The sequence below is a fragment of the Ruegeria sp. B11 genome (assembly GCF_056539785.1).
Genome location: NZ_JBQFVO010000003.1, coordinates 202,072 through 218,065, shown reverse-complemented (window position 1 = coordinate 218,065; position 15,994 = coordinate 202,072). Strand labels below are relative to the sequence as shown.

Sequence of the window (15,994 nt, the reverse complement as noted above, 5' to 3'; positions counted from 1 at the left end):
CCGACCTGGTGTTTCGGGCCTTGTAAATGTCGATATCGTCACAATCTTTTTGCCTAAGATGAATGTGAAAGGATGGGATCATGCCTTTTCCAAAACTCGGGCAGGCCATTGTGGCCGGAGCAATCGTATTGGCCTTGCTGGGCAGCCAAAGCTCGGCAGGAACAGTCACTGGCACGGCAACCTACCGTGAACGGATCGCCCTGCCACCGGATGCGACGCTATTTGTCGAATTGCAGGATATCTCTCGGGCCGATGCGGCAGCGGTCACGCTGGCGGCGCAACGCTATGCGTTGAACGGAGTGCCCTCGGAATTTGAGCTGACTTTTGATGACGCGCTGATCCGCGAGGGTATGACCTATGCAGTACGCGGATCGATCTATCGCGGGGGTGAGCTGTTGTTTACGACGGATACGGTCCATCCCGTGCTGACCAACGGCGAAGGCAATTCGGCAGATCTTGTGCTGGTGCAGGCCGGTGCTCAGAGCCCCGCGACCCTGGAAGGGACCGAGTGGACAGCCATCGGTATCGGTGGAACCGTGCTCGATACAAAACGGCCGCCCCAGCTTTCCTTCGCCCAAGGTGGTGCGTTCGGTGGCACGGGCGGTTGCAACCGGTTTTCCGGGCAAGCCGAGATCACCGGCAACAGCCTTGAGTTTCCAGACAATATGGCCGCGACTTTAATGGCTTGCCCGCCAGAACTGGACGAGGTCGAGGATCAGTTCTTTGCCGCCCTGCAAAACGTGACGAGCTATGCCGTTGCCGGCGACAGCATGGTTTTGCTCGATGCTGCAGGTGAGCCTATACTGAAATTCGTGCGCACCCAGTAATCAGGCCACTGCGCGGGACCTTCCTGCGTTGCGACCCGAGAAGATGCAACCGCCCAGGAATGTGCCCTCTAGCGCGTTGTACCCGTGATAGCCGCCGCCGCCAAAGCCCGCGACCTCTCCGGCTGCAAACAAGCCAGGGACGATTTGTCCATTGGCGCCGATCATCTGACTGTCCAGATTGGTCTGCAGCCCGCCCAATGTCTTGCGGGTCAGTACGTGCAGCTTGACCGCGATTAGCGGGCCGTTTGATGGATCGAGGAACTTGTGCGGTTTGGCCGTCCGGATCAGCTTGTCGCCCCGATAATTGCGTGCGGCAAGGATGGCCATCATCTGGGCGTCTTTGGAAAACGGATTGTCGACCTGAGAATCCCGTGCCTCGATCTGGGTGCGCAAATGCGTCTCGTCTATCAGACCTCCGCCTAATTGGTTCATGCCGCTGACCAATTCAGTCAGCGTGTTGGCGACGACGAAATCCTCGCCCTTTTCCTTGAATGCCTCGACCGGGCCAGTCGCCTTGGTGCCAGACAGGATGCGCTGACGGATCACCTCTTTCCAGCTGCCCGAAGTGAAATCCGGGTTCTGCTCGGACCCCGATAGCGCAAATTCCTTTTTGATGATCTTCTGGGTCAGAACGAACCAGCTATATTCATATCCGGTTTTCAGGATCTCTTTCAGCGTTCCCAGCGTATCGAACCCCGGCAAGCAAGGGGGGTGCAGGCGATTGCCGCGCGCATCGAACCACATCGAACTTGGGCCGGGTAGAATACGTATACCGTGCGCGGGCCAGATCGGATCCCAATTGCGCACACCTTCAGTGTAATGCCACATTCTGTCGCCGTTGATGACATGTCCGCCAGCTTTCTCGCTGATCGGGATCATGCGGCCATCGACATGAAACGGAACGCCTGCCACCATATCTTTGGGCGGTTCACCCAGCCGGTCGCGGGGCCAGTTCTGTCTCACCATCTCAAAATTCCCACCGATCCCACCAGAGGTGACAATAACCGACGGGGCATAGACTTCGAATTCGCCTACTTCGTCCCGGTTGGTCTTGCCACCTCTTTGAATGCCGTCATCGGCCAGGACTTCCCCTGACACGCCTTTGGCAGAACCATTTTGCATAATGATGTGGCTGACTTGGTGACGGAACTTCAATTGGATCAACCCGGCGTCGACATGCGCGCGGACGCGGCGAATAAAATGCTCAAGTACACCTGGGCCGGTTCCCCAAGTGATGTGAAAGCGCGGGACCGAGTTGCCATGGCCGTCCGCATAAGACCCTCCGCGTTCGGCCCAGCCCACGACGGGAAACCAGCGCAGCCCCATGTCATGCAGCCAGGGACGCATTTCACCTGCGGCGAACTCTACATAGGCTTCAGCCCATTTGCGGGGCCAGTTGTCTTCGTCGCGGTCAAACTGCGCGCTGCCCATCCAGTCGCGCAGCGCCAGATCGTGGCTGTCGCGGATGCCCATGCGACGTTGCTCGGGGGTGTCGACCATGAACAGGCCGCCGAGGCTCCAAAACGCCTGTCCACCCAGAAAATGCTCGGGCTCCTGATCCAGCACGATCACCCGCTTGCCCCGGTCGCCCAATTCGGCCGCCGCCGAGAGGCCCGCAAGGCCGCCTCCGATCACGATCGCATCTGCGGTGTTATTGGTCATCGGATGTCCTTTCAGCGGCTGCGGAACCAAAGGATGAAGGGGGTTACGACCACATACATCGTGATACCATAAACGGCGGCAGGAACGGCAAGTGGGCTGAAGCCGGTCGTGGTGCCGGTGATCAAAGCTGCCAGCGTAATTCCCATCGCCGAATTCTGAATGCCAGTCTCGACCGAGATCGTTTTCGCCTCACTCCATGTCAGATTGGCGATGCGCGCCAGCCCCAGACCGATCAGCAAAAGCGCAACGTTCAACGCGATCAGAGCTGCCCCAATCGAGCTGAGGTTTTGGATGAAGAACTGCCAGTTTCCGGCCAGTGCCGCCGCGACGATTAGCACGAACAGTATCGATGCGAGCGTCGAAAGCGGGCCGTCGACCCGAATGGCGAACCCCCTTGCAAAGTGACGTATGGCGACGCCAATGGCGACTGGAAGGGTCGTGATCAGGAACAGCGCGGTGGCTAATGCGCTGATCGAAACTTTGGGTGCGGCCTCGCCCATGAAATGATCTATGGACCATGCGGCCAGAATGGGGACGGTCGCGATGGACAGCAGGCTGATCACCGCTGTCAGGCTGACCGACAGCGCCACATCACCTTTGGCAAATTTTGCGAGGATGTTGCTGGTGACCCCACCGGGGCAAAAGCTTAAAAGCATGACACCCACGGCGATTTCAGCGGGCAGTCCGAACAGAGTGACCGTCGCGAAGGCAGCCAATGGTATCAGCACAACTTGACTGATGGCGCCAATGGCGAAGGGGTACCCCCGCGCCAAAACTCGGCGGAAATCGGCGGCTTCTAGCCCGATCCCCAGTGACAACATGATAATGGCCAGCGAAATGGGCAGGCCAACGTTGATAAGCAGGTCCAAGAACAACTCCTCCCAAAGTCATTCGGGCCAGCCTATGCGAGGGGTCGTAGATCAGGCAACAACGCCGTTGGGTCACCCGTAGCGTTGAGCAAACCGGCGCAGGATTTCACCCGGCTCCGTAACGTCTGCGGCATGGCACATATCGATCAAGCTTTGCGCATCCTCTGGCGGAAAATAGCCGTGGTCCTTGTAGATGTTGATCCGCTGTTCAAAATCTTTGGCGTCCGCTTCGGGGTGGAATTGGGTGGCATAGACATTCTGCCCCCAGCGGATCATCTGAAACGGGCAGGGGTCAGACGCTACCAGATGAACGCAGCCATCCGGCAGTAGCTGTACGGCTTCCTTATGTCCCACAAACGCTTCGAATTTCGGCTTTAGGCCTGCGGTCAAGGGGTCTTGAGCGCCATCTTCTGTCAGACGGCAGTCGGACGGTCCGACCGGTTCGCCAAATTGCCGTTTGCTGACATCTCCGCCCAAATGTACGGCGAGAATACCCAAGCCATAGCAGCAGCCCATGAACGGGTGATCTTTCGCAGTGATCTGGGGCATCAGTCTCATGATCGCGCCTTCGATCTTTGCATCCAGCGCGGATTTGGTGGTCGGATCGTCGCTAACGCAGCCGGGACCCCCACCCACGATGACACCAGCGTAATCGACGACATCCAACCCTTCGGGCAGGTCTTCGCAATCCAGCCGGATGCGATGAGTTTGCGCAGGGCTCAGCCCGGTTTTGTCCAGTATCGAGGCATATTCGGCATCCGATGCATCGGTTTCCGGGCGCAGTTGCAGGATCAGAAAGCGTTTCATAAACAGCCTTTAGCCATCAAAGCGGCCAGAACACAAGGATCGCGGGGATCGAGACCGCGATGATCAGGATTTCCAGCGGCAGCCCCATGCGCCAGTAATCACCAAAACGGTATCCTCCGGGACCAAGCACCAGCGTATTGTTCTTGTGCCCAATGGGCGTCAGAAACGCGGCAGACGCCGCAACGGCCACCGTCATCAGAAACGGATCGGGCGACACCTCAAGCGTGCGCGCCATCTGAATGCCAACCGGGGCGGCGACAATGGCGGTGGCTGTGTTGTTCAACACATCGGACAGGGTCATCGTCACGACCATCAGTACGGTCAGGATTGCCCAGGCGGGCAGGCCGTTGGTCAGCTGAATCAAGGCGTTGGCGATCAACTCGGTTCCGCCCGAGGTTTCAAGCGCGCTGCCCAATGGGATCATTGACCCCAGCAATACAACCACCGGCCATTCGATGTGGTTGTAGATATCCGCAATCGGCATGATCTTGGTCAGCACATAGGCGACGACCACGAACCCCAGTGCGATCGGCAGATAGATCAGCCCGATACTGGCCGCCAACACGGCTGCGGCAAACAGGCCGATGGCAAGCCAGGCTTTATCATTCGCGGTTACATTCAAGCCGCGCTCGGCCAGGGGCAGGCAGCCGAGCCACTCGGTGACATCGGGTGCTCGGTCGCGCGGGCACAGCAGCAATAAGATGTCGCCGGGCTCGACCTCGGTTTTGCGAACCTGACTGGTGATCCGGCGCCCTTGGCGTGAAATGCCCATCAGGACTGTACTCTGTCGCCAGGCCAGTCCTAACGCCTGCGCAGTTCGCCCAGTGATGCGCGCGCTTTCGGGGACAACGACTTCAACCACTTCCAGCCCTTCGCCTTCGGCAGTCAAAACCTCCTGCCGACGGGCGTCCGAGAAATCCAGATTGAGCGCGGCGCGGAACTCATCCAGCGCTTCGGGGCGTGCTTCCAGAACAAGCGCATCGCCTTCATGCAGGGTTGCGTGGGTTGATCGACCATAGCGTCGCTTTCCGTCCCGGATCAGGCCGATGATAGCGACGTCAGATTTCTCGGCGGCCTCATAAAGCTCACTGACCCGTTTCCCGATATGGGGCGATTCAGGCGGGATCGTCAGTTCGGCGATGTATTCGGCCAAAACTTCCGAGGTTTCTTCCTGCGCGCCGCGATTGGGAATGAGGCGCCAGCCGATCAGCGCGACGAACGCCAGCCCCGCAATTGCAGCCAATCCGCCCACCGGTGCGAAATCGAACATGTGAAACGGTTCGCCCAGTGTTTCAGCCCTGATCGAGGCGATGATGATATTTGGCGGCGTACCAATCAGCGTGGCCATCCCTCCCAGGATCGTCGCAAAGCTGAGCGGCATCAGGCTAAGGCCGACCGGGCGCCCCGCTTTGCGCGCGGTCTGGATATCGACCGGCATCAGCAGCGCCAGCGCCGCGACGTTGTTCATGAAGGCTGACAGGATCGCCCCGATGCCGCCCATTAGCGCGATATGCGCGCCCAATCCGCGCGATGCGTCGACCAGCGTGCGCGTGATCATGAACACTGCACCCGAGCGCACCAGACCGGCAGAAACCACCAGCACCAACGCCACGATGATCGTGGCCGGGTGCCCGAACCCGGCAAAGGCATTGTCAACGGGCACCACACCCAGCGTGACCGCGATCATCAAGGCGGTAAATGCTACAAGGTCATAGCGGAAACGCCCCCAGAGCAGCATTCCGAAAACGGCGATGAAAAGGGAAAAAAGGATGATCTGATCTGTCGTCATAAGAACAAATAAACACAAAATTCATTGTTTGGGCAGAGGTTGTTCAGGTCTAGTGTTGTTTCTTGTAATGCATAGTCTGATAACAAATAAAATGATGAAATTACGCGATGTTAGAACAATACCCACCTAGACTTTTCCATTATACTTCATTGGAAACGCTCGCCCTGATTTTGGCGACGAAAAAGCTGAAATTTACGCTTCTTAGTGAACTTAATGATCCTTTGGAGGGTAAAATACCAGATTTCCAACAAGCGGAACGTATGATCTATTCCTCGTCCTGGACCGCGAACTCATCAGATACGCTTCCGATGTGGAAGATGTACTCCGATCTTCGTGGTGTCAGAATTAGCCTCCCGCCAGACATGTTCGATACGGAAACCCCAATTCGACAAGGAGAGTGGCCACCAGCCATCATCAATTACGCCGAACTGAAAAATCCACCTCGACCGAGGCTTTGTGGCGCTTGGAACGGAAATCGGCTTGCCGGAGAATTGAAACAAATCATGGGGCCTGACGAAGTTCAGTACGTTGACGCCGATGAAGTCGGCAACATTCCGAACGTTCTCACAAAGTACAGGGATTCAGAAGGTGAAAAGCCTTTAGCTAGACTCAGCCATGTTGGATTGCACAAAACTACAGATTGGGAATTCGAGGCTGAATGGCGGTTCCGCCTGCCGTACAGTATCACCTTCGGCACGATCAATGGTCTACCACTAAAAGAAGCCTTTAATCTTCAGACTTTTGAAGACACCGTAGTTTTTGCAGAGCTTAAGAGTGATGTATTCGATACCCTTAGCGTTACGTTGGGTCCTGCGGCAGGTCATGGTGAGGAGCTATTGCTACAAGCTTTACTCGATAAGTATGCGCCGACCGCCACGTGGGAACAAAGCAGAATCCAACTTCGGTGATGGTATTGGTACTGTGATAGGGTGGTTATAGCTCTCACTTGATCCTGCCCCTCGCAAACGTCTATATGAGCGCCAAACACGCAATCACGATGACGAGGACGCATCATGGCAGGCCACTCCAAATGGGCCAATATCCAACACCGCAAGGGACGTCAGGACGCCGCGCGGTCCAAACTGTTTTCCAAGCTGTCGAAAGAGATCACCGTTGCCGCCAAGATGGGCGACCCCGATCCCGACAAGAACCCGCGCCTGCGTCTGGCGGTGAAAGAGGCCAAGTCGAATTCGGTGCCCAAGGACGTGATCGACCGTGCGATCAAGAAGTCCGTAGCAGGCGAGGGCGATGAATACGAAGAAATCCGGTATGAGGGCTATGGTCCCAACGGTGTGGCCGTGATTGTTGAAACGATGACCGATAATCGCAACCGTACCGCCTCGACTGTTCGTTCGACCTTTTCGAAGAATGGTGGAAACTTGGGCGAAACCGGCTCGGTCGGGTTCATGTTCGACCGCAAGGGCGAAGTTGTGTATCAGGCAGACGCAGGCGATGCGGATACGATTTTCGAAGCCGCGATCGAGGCCGGGGCAGAGGATGTCGAAAGCTCGGATGACGGTCACATCATCTGGTGTGCAGATACGGATCTGAACGATGTGTCGAACGCGCTAGAAGAGGCGCTGGGCGAATCCGAATCCACCAAGCTGGTCTGGAAGCCGACAACGACGACCGAGTTGGGTCTGGAAGACATGCAAAAGCTGATGAAGTTGGTGGATGCATTGGAAGACGACGACGACGTTCAGCGCGTGACCACTAACTTCGAAGCGACCGACGAGGTTATGGCGCAGCTCTGATGTACCGGACAAACGCCAGATGAAACAAACCCGGCCCAGCGGCCGGGTTTTTCTGTTGCAGTTGCGCGTCTTACACAAGCCTTGGTCCTGAAGCCTCTTGCGATTAAACTCAGATCATTGAGGCTGAAGGACCTGAAAGGCAACCGTAGGCACATCATGCAGAGCATCGCAAATGGCGAGTAAATCGACTGATCCGGCCCGACGAAATGTCCCGGTTCTGGCTAGCCAAAGTATCCTTTCCCAAGTGGCGTGGACTTTGGGCAGCCCGTCTATCGTATTGCCATTCCTTGCGGTCTCGCTGGAGTTACCGATGTTCCTTGCCGGTGCATTGGTGTCGATCCGCATGGTTGGCAGCATGATCTCGGACGTGTTTTTCGCCCGCTCCATTGCTGCGCAGGCGCGGAAGAAACGCGGGATTGCCCTGACCGAGATCGGAATTGGTGGTTGCCTTCTGATGGCCCTTTTGATCGCGGCCACCGGCAGTGTTTCATTGACGGCCATTGCCTTTGTGATCGCCTTTTTCATGATTGGGCTTATTGAAGAAAGCCAATCCCTGATGCTGTCTGATTTGTTGGGCGATCATCTGAAATCGAAATCCCGGATGGTTATCCGTTATCTCCAATTGGGCGCGGGAGGTCTTTGTGCCATCGGCTTGGTGTTGCTGATACACGAGATCACGAAAGAGTATCCGCCATTCTCGCGGCATTCCGCGGTGATTGCGGCCTCGGTCGTGTTTTTCTTGTTTTCAGCATTATGCATTCTCGGCATGGCCGAGATCGCCCACGATGAGTCCGGTAATGGAAAACCTAAAGGTGCAGGACGTCAATCGCTGCAGAACATCATCTCCGGAATCGTAAGTATGTTCGAACAGCCATGGTTCCGGCGCTATATGGCTCTGCGGCTTCCTTTGGTTGTCGTGTCGCTGTCGGTTCCGTTTTTTGCGCTCATCGCTGCCGAGGCACATCACAACTCGGCCAAGGGTTTGACGGCCATGATCATCTCATCCGCGTCCGGCTATCTGGTCTCGGCGCCCTTGTGGCAACTGGTGAACATGAAATCACACCGTACCGTGATGGTCGCGGGCAACTTGTTGGTCGCAGTGACAGGGATCGTTTTGTTGGCGTTCCACTATGCCGGTATCGATCACGAAGTTCACTTGCACGCGATTGCCCTGTTTGTCGTCTCGGTGGCGACAACCGGAATTTCCAGTGCGCGCCAGCTGTATTTTTTAGATGTTGCGCCCAAGGAACAACGTATTCAGGGCGCAGCAGCCATCAAATCCATCTGCAGACTCGCTGCCGTTGCACTGTCTGCAATTTTGGCTGCGGTTGCACATATGCACGAGGTTGCCGCTGCCATCGTGTTTATCGTGCTGGCCAGCATCTGGGCGGCATTTAGCTGTTACCGCATCGCGAAACCGCAAAAGGCTTCAGAGTCGCAGGCCTAATCTGCCGCCGGTGCGATCAGTTGCTGCGTTGCCGCGCGACGTACCGCTTGGGTCAAGGGTGCAAGGGCAGGGGCAAGGACACGCCCGATCTGCCAGGTCAGTTCGATATCGAGCGGCGCATCGGGGATTACTTCACAAATCTGCCCGTTTGCGATCGCTCTTCTTACAAGGCTTTCGGGGTTCATACCCCATCCTAAACCGGCGATTGCCGCGTCAACAAAGGCATTTGTGGACGGCAGAAAGTGAGACGGTGGCGAAAGACGGCTGCCTGTCTGGGCATATATCCAGGATTTCTGCAGATTATCTTTACGGTTGAAGGTCAAGCAGGGGGCCTGTGCCAGGGATTTGGCGGAAACCCCATCAGAAAACCACCGCTGCATGAAGCCGGGGCTCGCGGTCGGCAAATAGCGCAAAGTGCCCAACGCAATGGCATCGCATCCGGTAATGTTCTGACCACCCACCGTTATCGCCGCACTTACGTCGCCACGCCGCAGCCAGTCAGCCGAATGGTCCTGATCGTCAATTACAAGGTCGAACAGTATGTCTTCGGCGCGCGCCATCGCGTCGATAAACCATGTGGCCAGACTGTCAGCCGGTAGCGCGACGCGAACCCGTACCGGACCTTCACGCTGATCCAAAGTCAGCTCTCGCGCCAGCTTTGCCTCCAACAGGCCGATATCTTCGGCATGACGGGCGATCCGCAGACCCGCCGGAGTGCCGGTGCATGGGGTGCCGCGATGAATGAGGGCCGCACCAACACGATCCTCCAACGCCTTGATCCTCTGCGAAATAGCCGACGGGGTGACGGATAGCTCTGCGGCTGCGGCCTCAAAGCTGCCGTGTCGCAAGATCGCCGCCAATGCTGATAGCTGATGAGGGTCGAGGAGCATTAGAGTTACTTAATCTGGGTAATCATCATTAATTTGATAGATTCACACTGGCCATGTAGTCAACGAGCATCGACAGGAGGCTGCATGTTCCCATCAATGATTGCCGGGTTTGCCCTGAGTTTTAGCCTTATATTGGCGATAGGCGCTCAGAACGCCTTTGTTCTGCGCCAAGGCCTGCGGCGCGAGCACGTCTTTGCACTGTGCCTGACCTGCGCAGTGTCTGACGCGATACTGATCGGTGCGGGTGTTGCAGGGTTCGGCACCCTGGCTCAGGCCGCGCCATGGTTTGAAACGGTGATGCGCTATGGTGGGGCGGTGTTTCTGATTTGGTACGCCCTACGAAGTTTTGGGTCTGCCTGGCAAGGTGGGGCGGTGATGGATACCGCAACAGGGCAGCGCACCAGCCTGCGTGCGGCCATGCTGACCGTGCTGGCCTTCACTTGGCTCAACCCCCATGTATATCTGGATACGGTCGTATTGATCGGGTCGATATCGGCCCAATATTCAGATCGCATGGGGTTTGCGATAGGGGCGATGACTTCGAGTTTCGTTTTCTTCTTTTCGCTCGGCTACGGTGCTAGAGTGCTTTCACCGATTTTTGCCCGCCCGCGCGCATGGCAGATTCTTGATTTTATCATCGGAATCGTGATGCTTATGATCGCGTTGAAACTTGTTATCATGTGAAGGGTTGTCCCGGATCAGAATTCGGTGTTCAACCGTTTGTATGACCTCACCTAATGATCAGCACCGCCCGCTTGTTGGCATGTTTTGGATGCTTGCGGCCGGGCTGTCCTTTGTGGGCATGAATGCGCTGGTGAAGGTTCTGGGAACCAGCATGAACCCCATTCAAGCGGCATTCTTGCGCTATGTCCTGGGTCTGGTGTTTCTTTTGCCCGCAATCCGGGCGATCCTCGGAACTCCATTGACCCCGCGCAATCTAACGCTGTTTGGACTACGCGGAATGGTCCACGCCATCGCCGTCATGCTTTGGTTTTTTGCGATGACGCGCATCCCCCTCGCCGAGGTGACCGCGATGAATTACATGACACCTATCTACGTCACGGTGGGTGCGGCACTATTCTTGGGTGAAAAGCTAGCTTTTCGTCGTATCGCCGCGATTGGTGTTGCTGTGATTGGAGTAGTGATCATCCTGCGCCCGGGCTTTCGCGAGATATTGCCCGGTCACATAGCGATGCTGGGGGCTGCACTAGCGCTTGGTGGTTCCTATCTGCTGGCCAAAGTCATGGTCCGTGATATCCGTCCCTCAGCCGTTGTTGCCCATCTTTCGATATGGGTCACCATCGCGCTTATCCCTTTCGCCGTCGCGGTTTGGGAGCCGCCCAGCCTGCGCGATCTTGGTATACTTTTCATCGTCGCCAGCTTTGCGACTGCGGGGCACTATTTCATGACGCTTGCATTGCAGGCTGCCCCGGTGGCCGTGACCCAGCCGGTGACGTTCCTGCAGCTGATCTGGGCCACTTTGCTCGGCGCTTTGGCCTTCCATGAACGCATCGACATCTGGGTAATTGCAGGAGGCACTCTGATCCTGGCTGCCGTCAGCTTCATCACCTGGCGTGAAGCCTTGCTGAGCCGTGGCGGCACACCGCCGCAAGGTTCTGAGACCCCACCGGCGAAACCAAGAACCGTTATTGATTGACGAGTCAATAAAAACCGCTTAGCCTTCCTTGCACTCAGGTATGGCGAAGAGGCGAAGATGCCAAAACTCGGAATGGAGCCGATCCGGCGGGACGCGATCGTCAAGGCGACGATCGCCGAGCTTGGCGCGCAAAAATCCCTTGATGTCACCGTTAGCCAGATCGCCAAACGCGCAGGTATGTCCAGTGCATTGGCGCATCATTACTTTGGGGGCAAAGAACAGATATTCCTAGCCGCGATGCGGCGTATCCTGACGGATTTTGGATCTGAAGCGCGCGCACAACTCAGCACGGCAGATCCGGAAGAGCGCGCACAGGCCATCATTCGCGCCTGTTTCGCGCCATCGTGTTTCACACCGGATGTTATCGCAGCTTGGATGACTTTTTATGTTTTGGCGCAAACCAACGATGATGCGCTGAGGCTCTGGCAAATCTATCAGGCGCGCATCCGCTCGAACCTGATCCATGCGTTGCGTCCACATATGAGTGACCCGAGCGAGGCTGCCGAAGGTATGATCGCGCTGATCGATGGGTTGTACATCCACTCTGCACTGAATTCCCCACAAGAGCCGCAGCGGGCAGTCACCCATGCGCTGCGGGTACTGAGAGTTTTCCTAGAGGCCGAAAAATGACAAAGCCGAATATTCTGATCCTGATGGTGGATCAGCTCAACGGGACCCTCTTCCCCGACGGTCCTGCAGAATGGTTGCATGCGCCGAACCTGAAGAAGCTGGCGGCAAGATCAACGCGTTTCGCAAATGCATACACTGCCTCGCCGCTCTGTGCTCCGGGACGTGCGAGCTTTATGTCGGGTCAACTGCCATCGCGCACTGGCGTCTATGACAACGCCGCCGAGTTTAGAAGCGATATCCCGACCTATGCCCACCACCTTCGTCGTGCAGGATATTACACCTGCTTGTCCGGCAAGATGCACTTTGTCGGCCCAGACCAGTTGCACGGGTTCGAAGATCGTCTGACCACTGATATCTACCCGGCAGATTTCGGTTGGACGCCGGACTATCGTAAACCCGGTGAGCGCATCGACTGGTGGTATCACAATATGGGCTCGGTCACTGGGGCAGGCATTGCCGAGATTTCCAACCAGATGGAATATGATGACGAGGTCGCTTATAACGCCAAGGCCAAGCTATATGACCTTGCACGCGGCAAGGATGATCGCCCCTGGTGTGTGACCGTCAGCTTCACGCACCCACACGATCCTTACGTGGCGCGACGCAAGTACTGGGATCTGTATGAAGATTGTGAGCATCTTGAGCCACAGATCGCGGATCTGGGATATGACAATCAGGACCCGCATTCCAAACGTATTTTCGATGCCAATGATTGGCGCAGCTTCGACATAACGACCGAGGATATTCGCAAATCCCGTCGCGCCTATTTCGCCAATATCTCATATCTGGATGACAAGATAGGTGAGATACTGGAGGTTCTGGAAACGACGCGTCAAGAGGCGATCATACTGTTCGTGTCCGACCACGGCGACATGCTGGGTGAGCGCGGGTTGTGGTTCAAGATGACTTTCTTCGAAGGCTCTTCCCGCGTGCCGCTCATGATTTCGGCCCCCGATCTTCCAGTTGGTCGCATCGATACACCAGTTTCGACGATCGATGTGACACCGACGCTTGGTACGCTGGCGGGCGTCGATATGGCTGAAATCTCGCCTTGGACGGATGGTGAAGACCTTGTTCCCTTGGCAAAGGGCACAGACCGAACCGCGCCGGTTGCAATGGAATATGCCGCCGAGGCCTCATACGCTCCTTTAGTCTCTCTGCGCTATGGCAAATGGAAATACAATCGCTGTACATTGGACCCCGATCAACTGTTCGATCTCGAGGCTGATCCGCATGAGATGGAAAATCTCGCTGGCCTGCCCGAACATGCAGGCACCTTGCAAACACTGCGTGCTAAATCCGAGGCGCGATGGGATATGGATCGCTTTGACGCCGATGTGAGGGCCAGCCAAGCCCGGCGCTGGGTGGTTTATGAGGCATTACGGCAGGGTGGCTATTATCCTTGGGACTATCAGCCTCTTCAGAAAGCGTCTGAACGGTACATGCGCAATCATATGGACCTGAACGATGTCGAGGATAGCCAGCGTTATCCGCGTGGCGAGTAATCCTTTACATTTTTGAAATTGCACCCGTCGGAAGTGCGGAGATTTTTCGTCGAAAAATCTTGCCCCGAAGGTGAACGGAGACACGAATATGGAAGCAGATTTTGTCATTGTTGGCGCCGGTTCTGCTGGTTGCGCGATGGCTTACCGTCTGAGTGAGGCCGGAGCCTCGGTTCTGGTGATCGAGCATGGCGGCACTGACGCTGGACCCTTCATCCAAATGCCTGCCGCCCTAAGCTATCCGATGAATATGTCGCGATATGACTGGGGCTACAAATCCGAGCCCGAACCGCATCTGAACAATCGTCAACTTGCTTGCCCCAGAGGCAAGGTGATCGGAGGGTCTTCTTCGATCAATGGCATGGTCTATGTGCGCGGTCACGCGCGAGATTTTGACACCTGGGCCGAGATGGGCGCAGATGGATGGTCTTACGCAGATGTGCTGCCGTACTACAAACGCATGGAAACCTGGCATGATGGTGGCCATGGGGGTGATCACACCTGGAGAGGCACGGATGGACCTCTGCACGTGTCGCGAGGGCCTCGTGAAAATCCGCTGTTTAAGGCGTTCGTCGATGCAGGTCAGCAGGCTGGATATGAGGTCACTGGCGACTATAACGGTGAGAAACAAGAAGGTTTTGGGCCGATGGAGCAGACCGTCTGGAAAGGACGGCGCTGGTCGGCGGCGAATGCGTACCTTAGGCCAGCGCTCAAGCGGCAAAACTGCGAAATCATCCGGGGTCTTGCGGCGCGCGTGATTATTGAATCTGGGCGCGCATCCGGGGTCGAATTGATACGGGGTGGCAAACGGGAAGTGATCACAGCGCGGCGCGAGGTTGTATTGGCGGCTTCGTCTATCAATTCGCCTAAGTTGCTGATGCTTTCGGGGGTTGGACCCGCGGCGCACCTGGCTGAGCACGGTATCAAAGTGGTCGCCGACCGCCCTGGCGTCGGCGCCAATCTGCAGGACCACCTAGAGCTTTATATTCAGCAGGCCTCGATCCAGCCGATCACGCTTTACAAGCATTGGAACCTGATCAGCAAAGGAATGATCGGAGCGCAATGGCTGTTTACCAAAACAGGCCTTGGCGCATCGAACCAGTTTGAAAGCGCCGCCTTTGTGCGTTCGAAACCGGGTGTGGAATATCCTGACATACAATATCATTTTCTGCCGATGGCGGTTCGCTATGATGGGCAGGCGGCAGCCGAAGGGCACGGATTCCAGGCGCATGTGGGGCCAATGCGGTCGCCCTCGCGCGGCGCTGTGACTCTGCGATCCGCCAAAGCCGAAGACGCGCCGGTGATCCGGTTCAACTACATGAGCCATGACGCGGATTGGGAAGACTTCAGAACCTGCATTCGCTTGACCCGAGAGATCTTTGGACAGCAGGCGTTCAAACCCTTTGCCGGTAAAGAGATCCAACCGGGGGCGGAGGTTCAGTCGGACGAAGAGCTAGATGCCTTTATCGCCGAGCATGCCGAAAGCGCCTATCACCCTTGCGGGACTTGCCGCATGGGACGTGCGGATGACAAGGATTCCGTTGTCGACCCGCAGGGGCGTGTGATTGGGGTGGATGGATTGCGCGTCGCCGATAGCTCGATTTTCCCGCAAATCACCAATGGCAATCTGAACGCGCCGTCGATCATGGTGGGTGAAAAGATGTCGGACCATTTGCTGCAGAAAGACCCTCTGCCCAAAGCGAACGACCAACCCTGGATAAGTCCGAGATGGGCAACGGCACAGCGCTGACACATCCAAAACCCACGGCGTGCATTTATCCTGAAAGCTGGATGATTGCGCTCGGAATTTGATCGGCGTCAAAGCGGAGTGCGACAGTCATGTTTAGCCTTGGGATGTAACGCTGAAACAAGGAGCCAACTGGATGTCTCATACCCCGCATGAACTGGCTGAAGAGTTCCCCGACAAGCTCGAAGTGATGAGTCAGCTCAAGCAAACGGATGCGCATTTTGCCCGACTTGCGGATGAGTATCATGAGGTCAACCGCACCGTGCATCGGGCTGAAACCAACGTCGAACCGATGGAGGAATTGGCCGAGGTTGATTTGCGGAAGAAACGCGCGGCGCTCAAAGACGAGATCTGGGCGATCTTGTCAAAAAGCTGAGGATTAGGCGGGGGCTCTGCCCCCGGACTCGCAGGAT

General features: G+C 56.5%; 15 protein-coding genes. 10 read left to right on the top strand and 5 right to left on the bottom strand.

The genetic code is table 11. From position 1 onward, the window contains the following. The first annotated feature begins 80 nt into the window (after positions 1-80). Complete coding sequence (locus ACR0I1_RS12815) at positions 81-827, top strand: YbaY family lipoprotein (RefSeq protein ID WP_170625249.1); 747 nt, start codon at positions 81-83, stop codon at positions 825-827. On the opposite strand, the gene ACR0I1_RS12810 is transcribed toward ACR0I1_RS12815, so the two are convergent. The 4 genes from ACR0I1_RS12810 to ACR0I1_RS12795 form a co-directional block, all read right to left on the bottom strand. After that, complete coding sequence (locus ACR0I1_RS12810) at positions 828-2,489, bottom strand: FAD-binding dehydrogenase (protein WP_480706772.1); 1,662 nt, start codon at positions 2,487-2,489, stop codon at positions 828-830. A gap of 11 nt (positions 2,490-2,500) precedes the next feature. Then, positions 2,501-3,358, bottom strand: coding sequence for a bile acid:sodium symporter family protein (locus tag ACR0I1_RS12805; protein WP_480706771.1), 858 nt, complete (start codon positions 3,356-3,358; stop codon positions 2,501-2,503). Positions 3,359-3,430: 72 nt separating this feature from the next. Further along, a complete protein-coding gene (locus ACR0I1_RS12800) occupies positions 3,431-4,165 on the bottom strand; it encodes a glutamine amidotransferase (RefSeq protein ID WP_170594678.1) in 735 nt (244 codons plus the stop codon). A gap of 16 nt (positions 4,166-4,181) precedes the next feature. After that, entirely contained in the window at positions 4,182-5,954 is a 1,773-nt protein-coding gene (locus ACR0I1_RS12795; protein WP_170732952.1) for an SLC13 family permease, read from the bottom strand. Between the two features lie 107 nt (positions 5,955-6,061). Here ACR0I1_RS12795 and ACR0I1_RS12790 point away from each other — a divergent pair, with 107 nt between their 5' ends. The 3 genes from ACR0I1_RS12790 to ACR0I1_RS12780 all read left to right on the top strand — a co-directional run bounded on the left by ACR0I1_RS12790 (position 6,062) and on the right by ACR0I1_RS12780 (position 9,155). After that, the gene (locus ACR0I1_RS12790) at positions 6,062-6,862 is read left to right on the top strand and encodes a hypothetical protein (protein WP_480706769.1); all 801 of its coding nucleotides are present in this window, start codon (positions 6,062-6,064) and stop codon (positions 6,860-6,862) included. Positions 6,863-6,967: 105 nt separating this feature from the next. Next, positions 6,968-7,708, top strand: a complete 741-nt coding sequence (locus ACR0I1_RS12785) for a YebC/PmpR family DNA-binding transcriptional regulator (RefSeq protein ID WP_170392173.1) — start codon at positions 6,968-6,970, stop codon at positions 7,706-7,708. Positions 7,709-7,880: 172 nt separating this feature from the next. Continuing rightward, on the top strand, positions 7,881-9,155 hold the full coding sequence (locus tag ACR0I1_RS12780; RefSeq protein WP_480706768.1) for an MFS transporter: 1,275 nt from the start codon (positions 7,881-7,883) through the stop codon (positions 9,153-9,155). Here the strand turns inward: ACR0I1_RS12780 and ACR0I1_RS12775 are convergent. After that, positions 9,152-10,045, bottom strand: a complete 894-nt coding sequence (locus tag ACR0I1_RS12775; RefSeq protein WP_480706766.1) for a LysR family transcriptional regulator ArgP — start codon at positions 10,043-10,045, stop codon at positions 9,152-9,154. The two genes, ACR0I1_RS12780 and ACR0I1_RS12775, sit on opposite strands and share 4 nt — an antisense overlap. An 84-nt stretch (positions 10,046-10,129) precedes the next feature. On the opposite strand from ACR0I1_RS12775, the gene ACR0I1_RS12770 reads away from it, so the two are divergent. From ACR0I1_RS12770 to ACR0I1_RS12745, 6 genes are all read left to right on the top strand, one after another. Then, a complete protein-coding gene (locus ACR0I1_RS12770; RefSeq protein WP_170420740.1) occupies positions 10,130-10,729 on the top strand; it encodes a LysE/ArgO family amino acid transporter in 600 nt (199 codons plus the stop codon). 40 nt (positions 10,730-10,769) lie between these two features. Further along, a complete protein-coding gene (locus ACR0I1_RS12765) occupies positions 10,770-11,702 on the top strand; it encodes a DMT family transporter (RefSeq protein WP_480706763.1) in 933 nt (310 codons plus the stop codon). Between the two features lie 57 nt (positions 11,703-11,759). After that, entirely contained in the window at positions 11,760-12,332 is a 573-nt protein-coding gene (betI, locus tag ACR0I1_RS12760) for a choline-binding transcriptional repressor BetI (protein WP_170392164.1), read from the top strand. Further along, positions 12,329-13,837: a choline-sulfatase gene (gene betC, locus ACR0I1_RS12755; protein WP_480706761.1), complete on the top strand. Its 1,509-nt coding sequence runs from the start codon at positions 12,329-12,331 to the stop codon at positions 13,835-13,837. The genes betI and betC overlap by 4 nt, the downstream gene beginning before the upstream one ends. 88 nt (positions 13,838-13,925) lie before the next feature. After that, positions 13,926-15,584, top strand: coding sequence for a choline dehydrogenase (gene betA / locus ACR0I1_RS12750; protein ID WP_480706759.1), 1,659 nt, complete (start codon positions 13,926-13,928; stop codon positions 15,582-15,584). A 133-nt stretch (positions 15,585-15,717) separates the two neighbouring features. Next, positions 15,718-15,957, top strand: a complete 240-nt coding sequence (locus ACR0I1_RS12745) for an HP1242/YdcH family protein (RefSeq protein WP_170392158.1) — start codon at positions 15,718-15,720, stop codon at positions 15,955-15,957. The last annotated feature ends 37 nt before the right edge of the window (positions 15,958-15,994 follow it).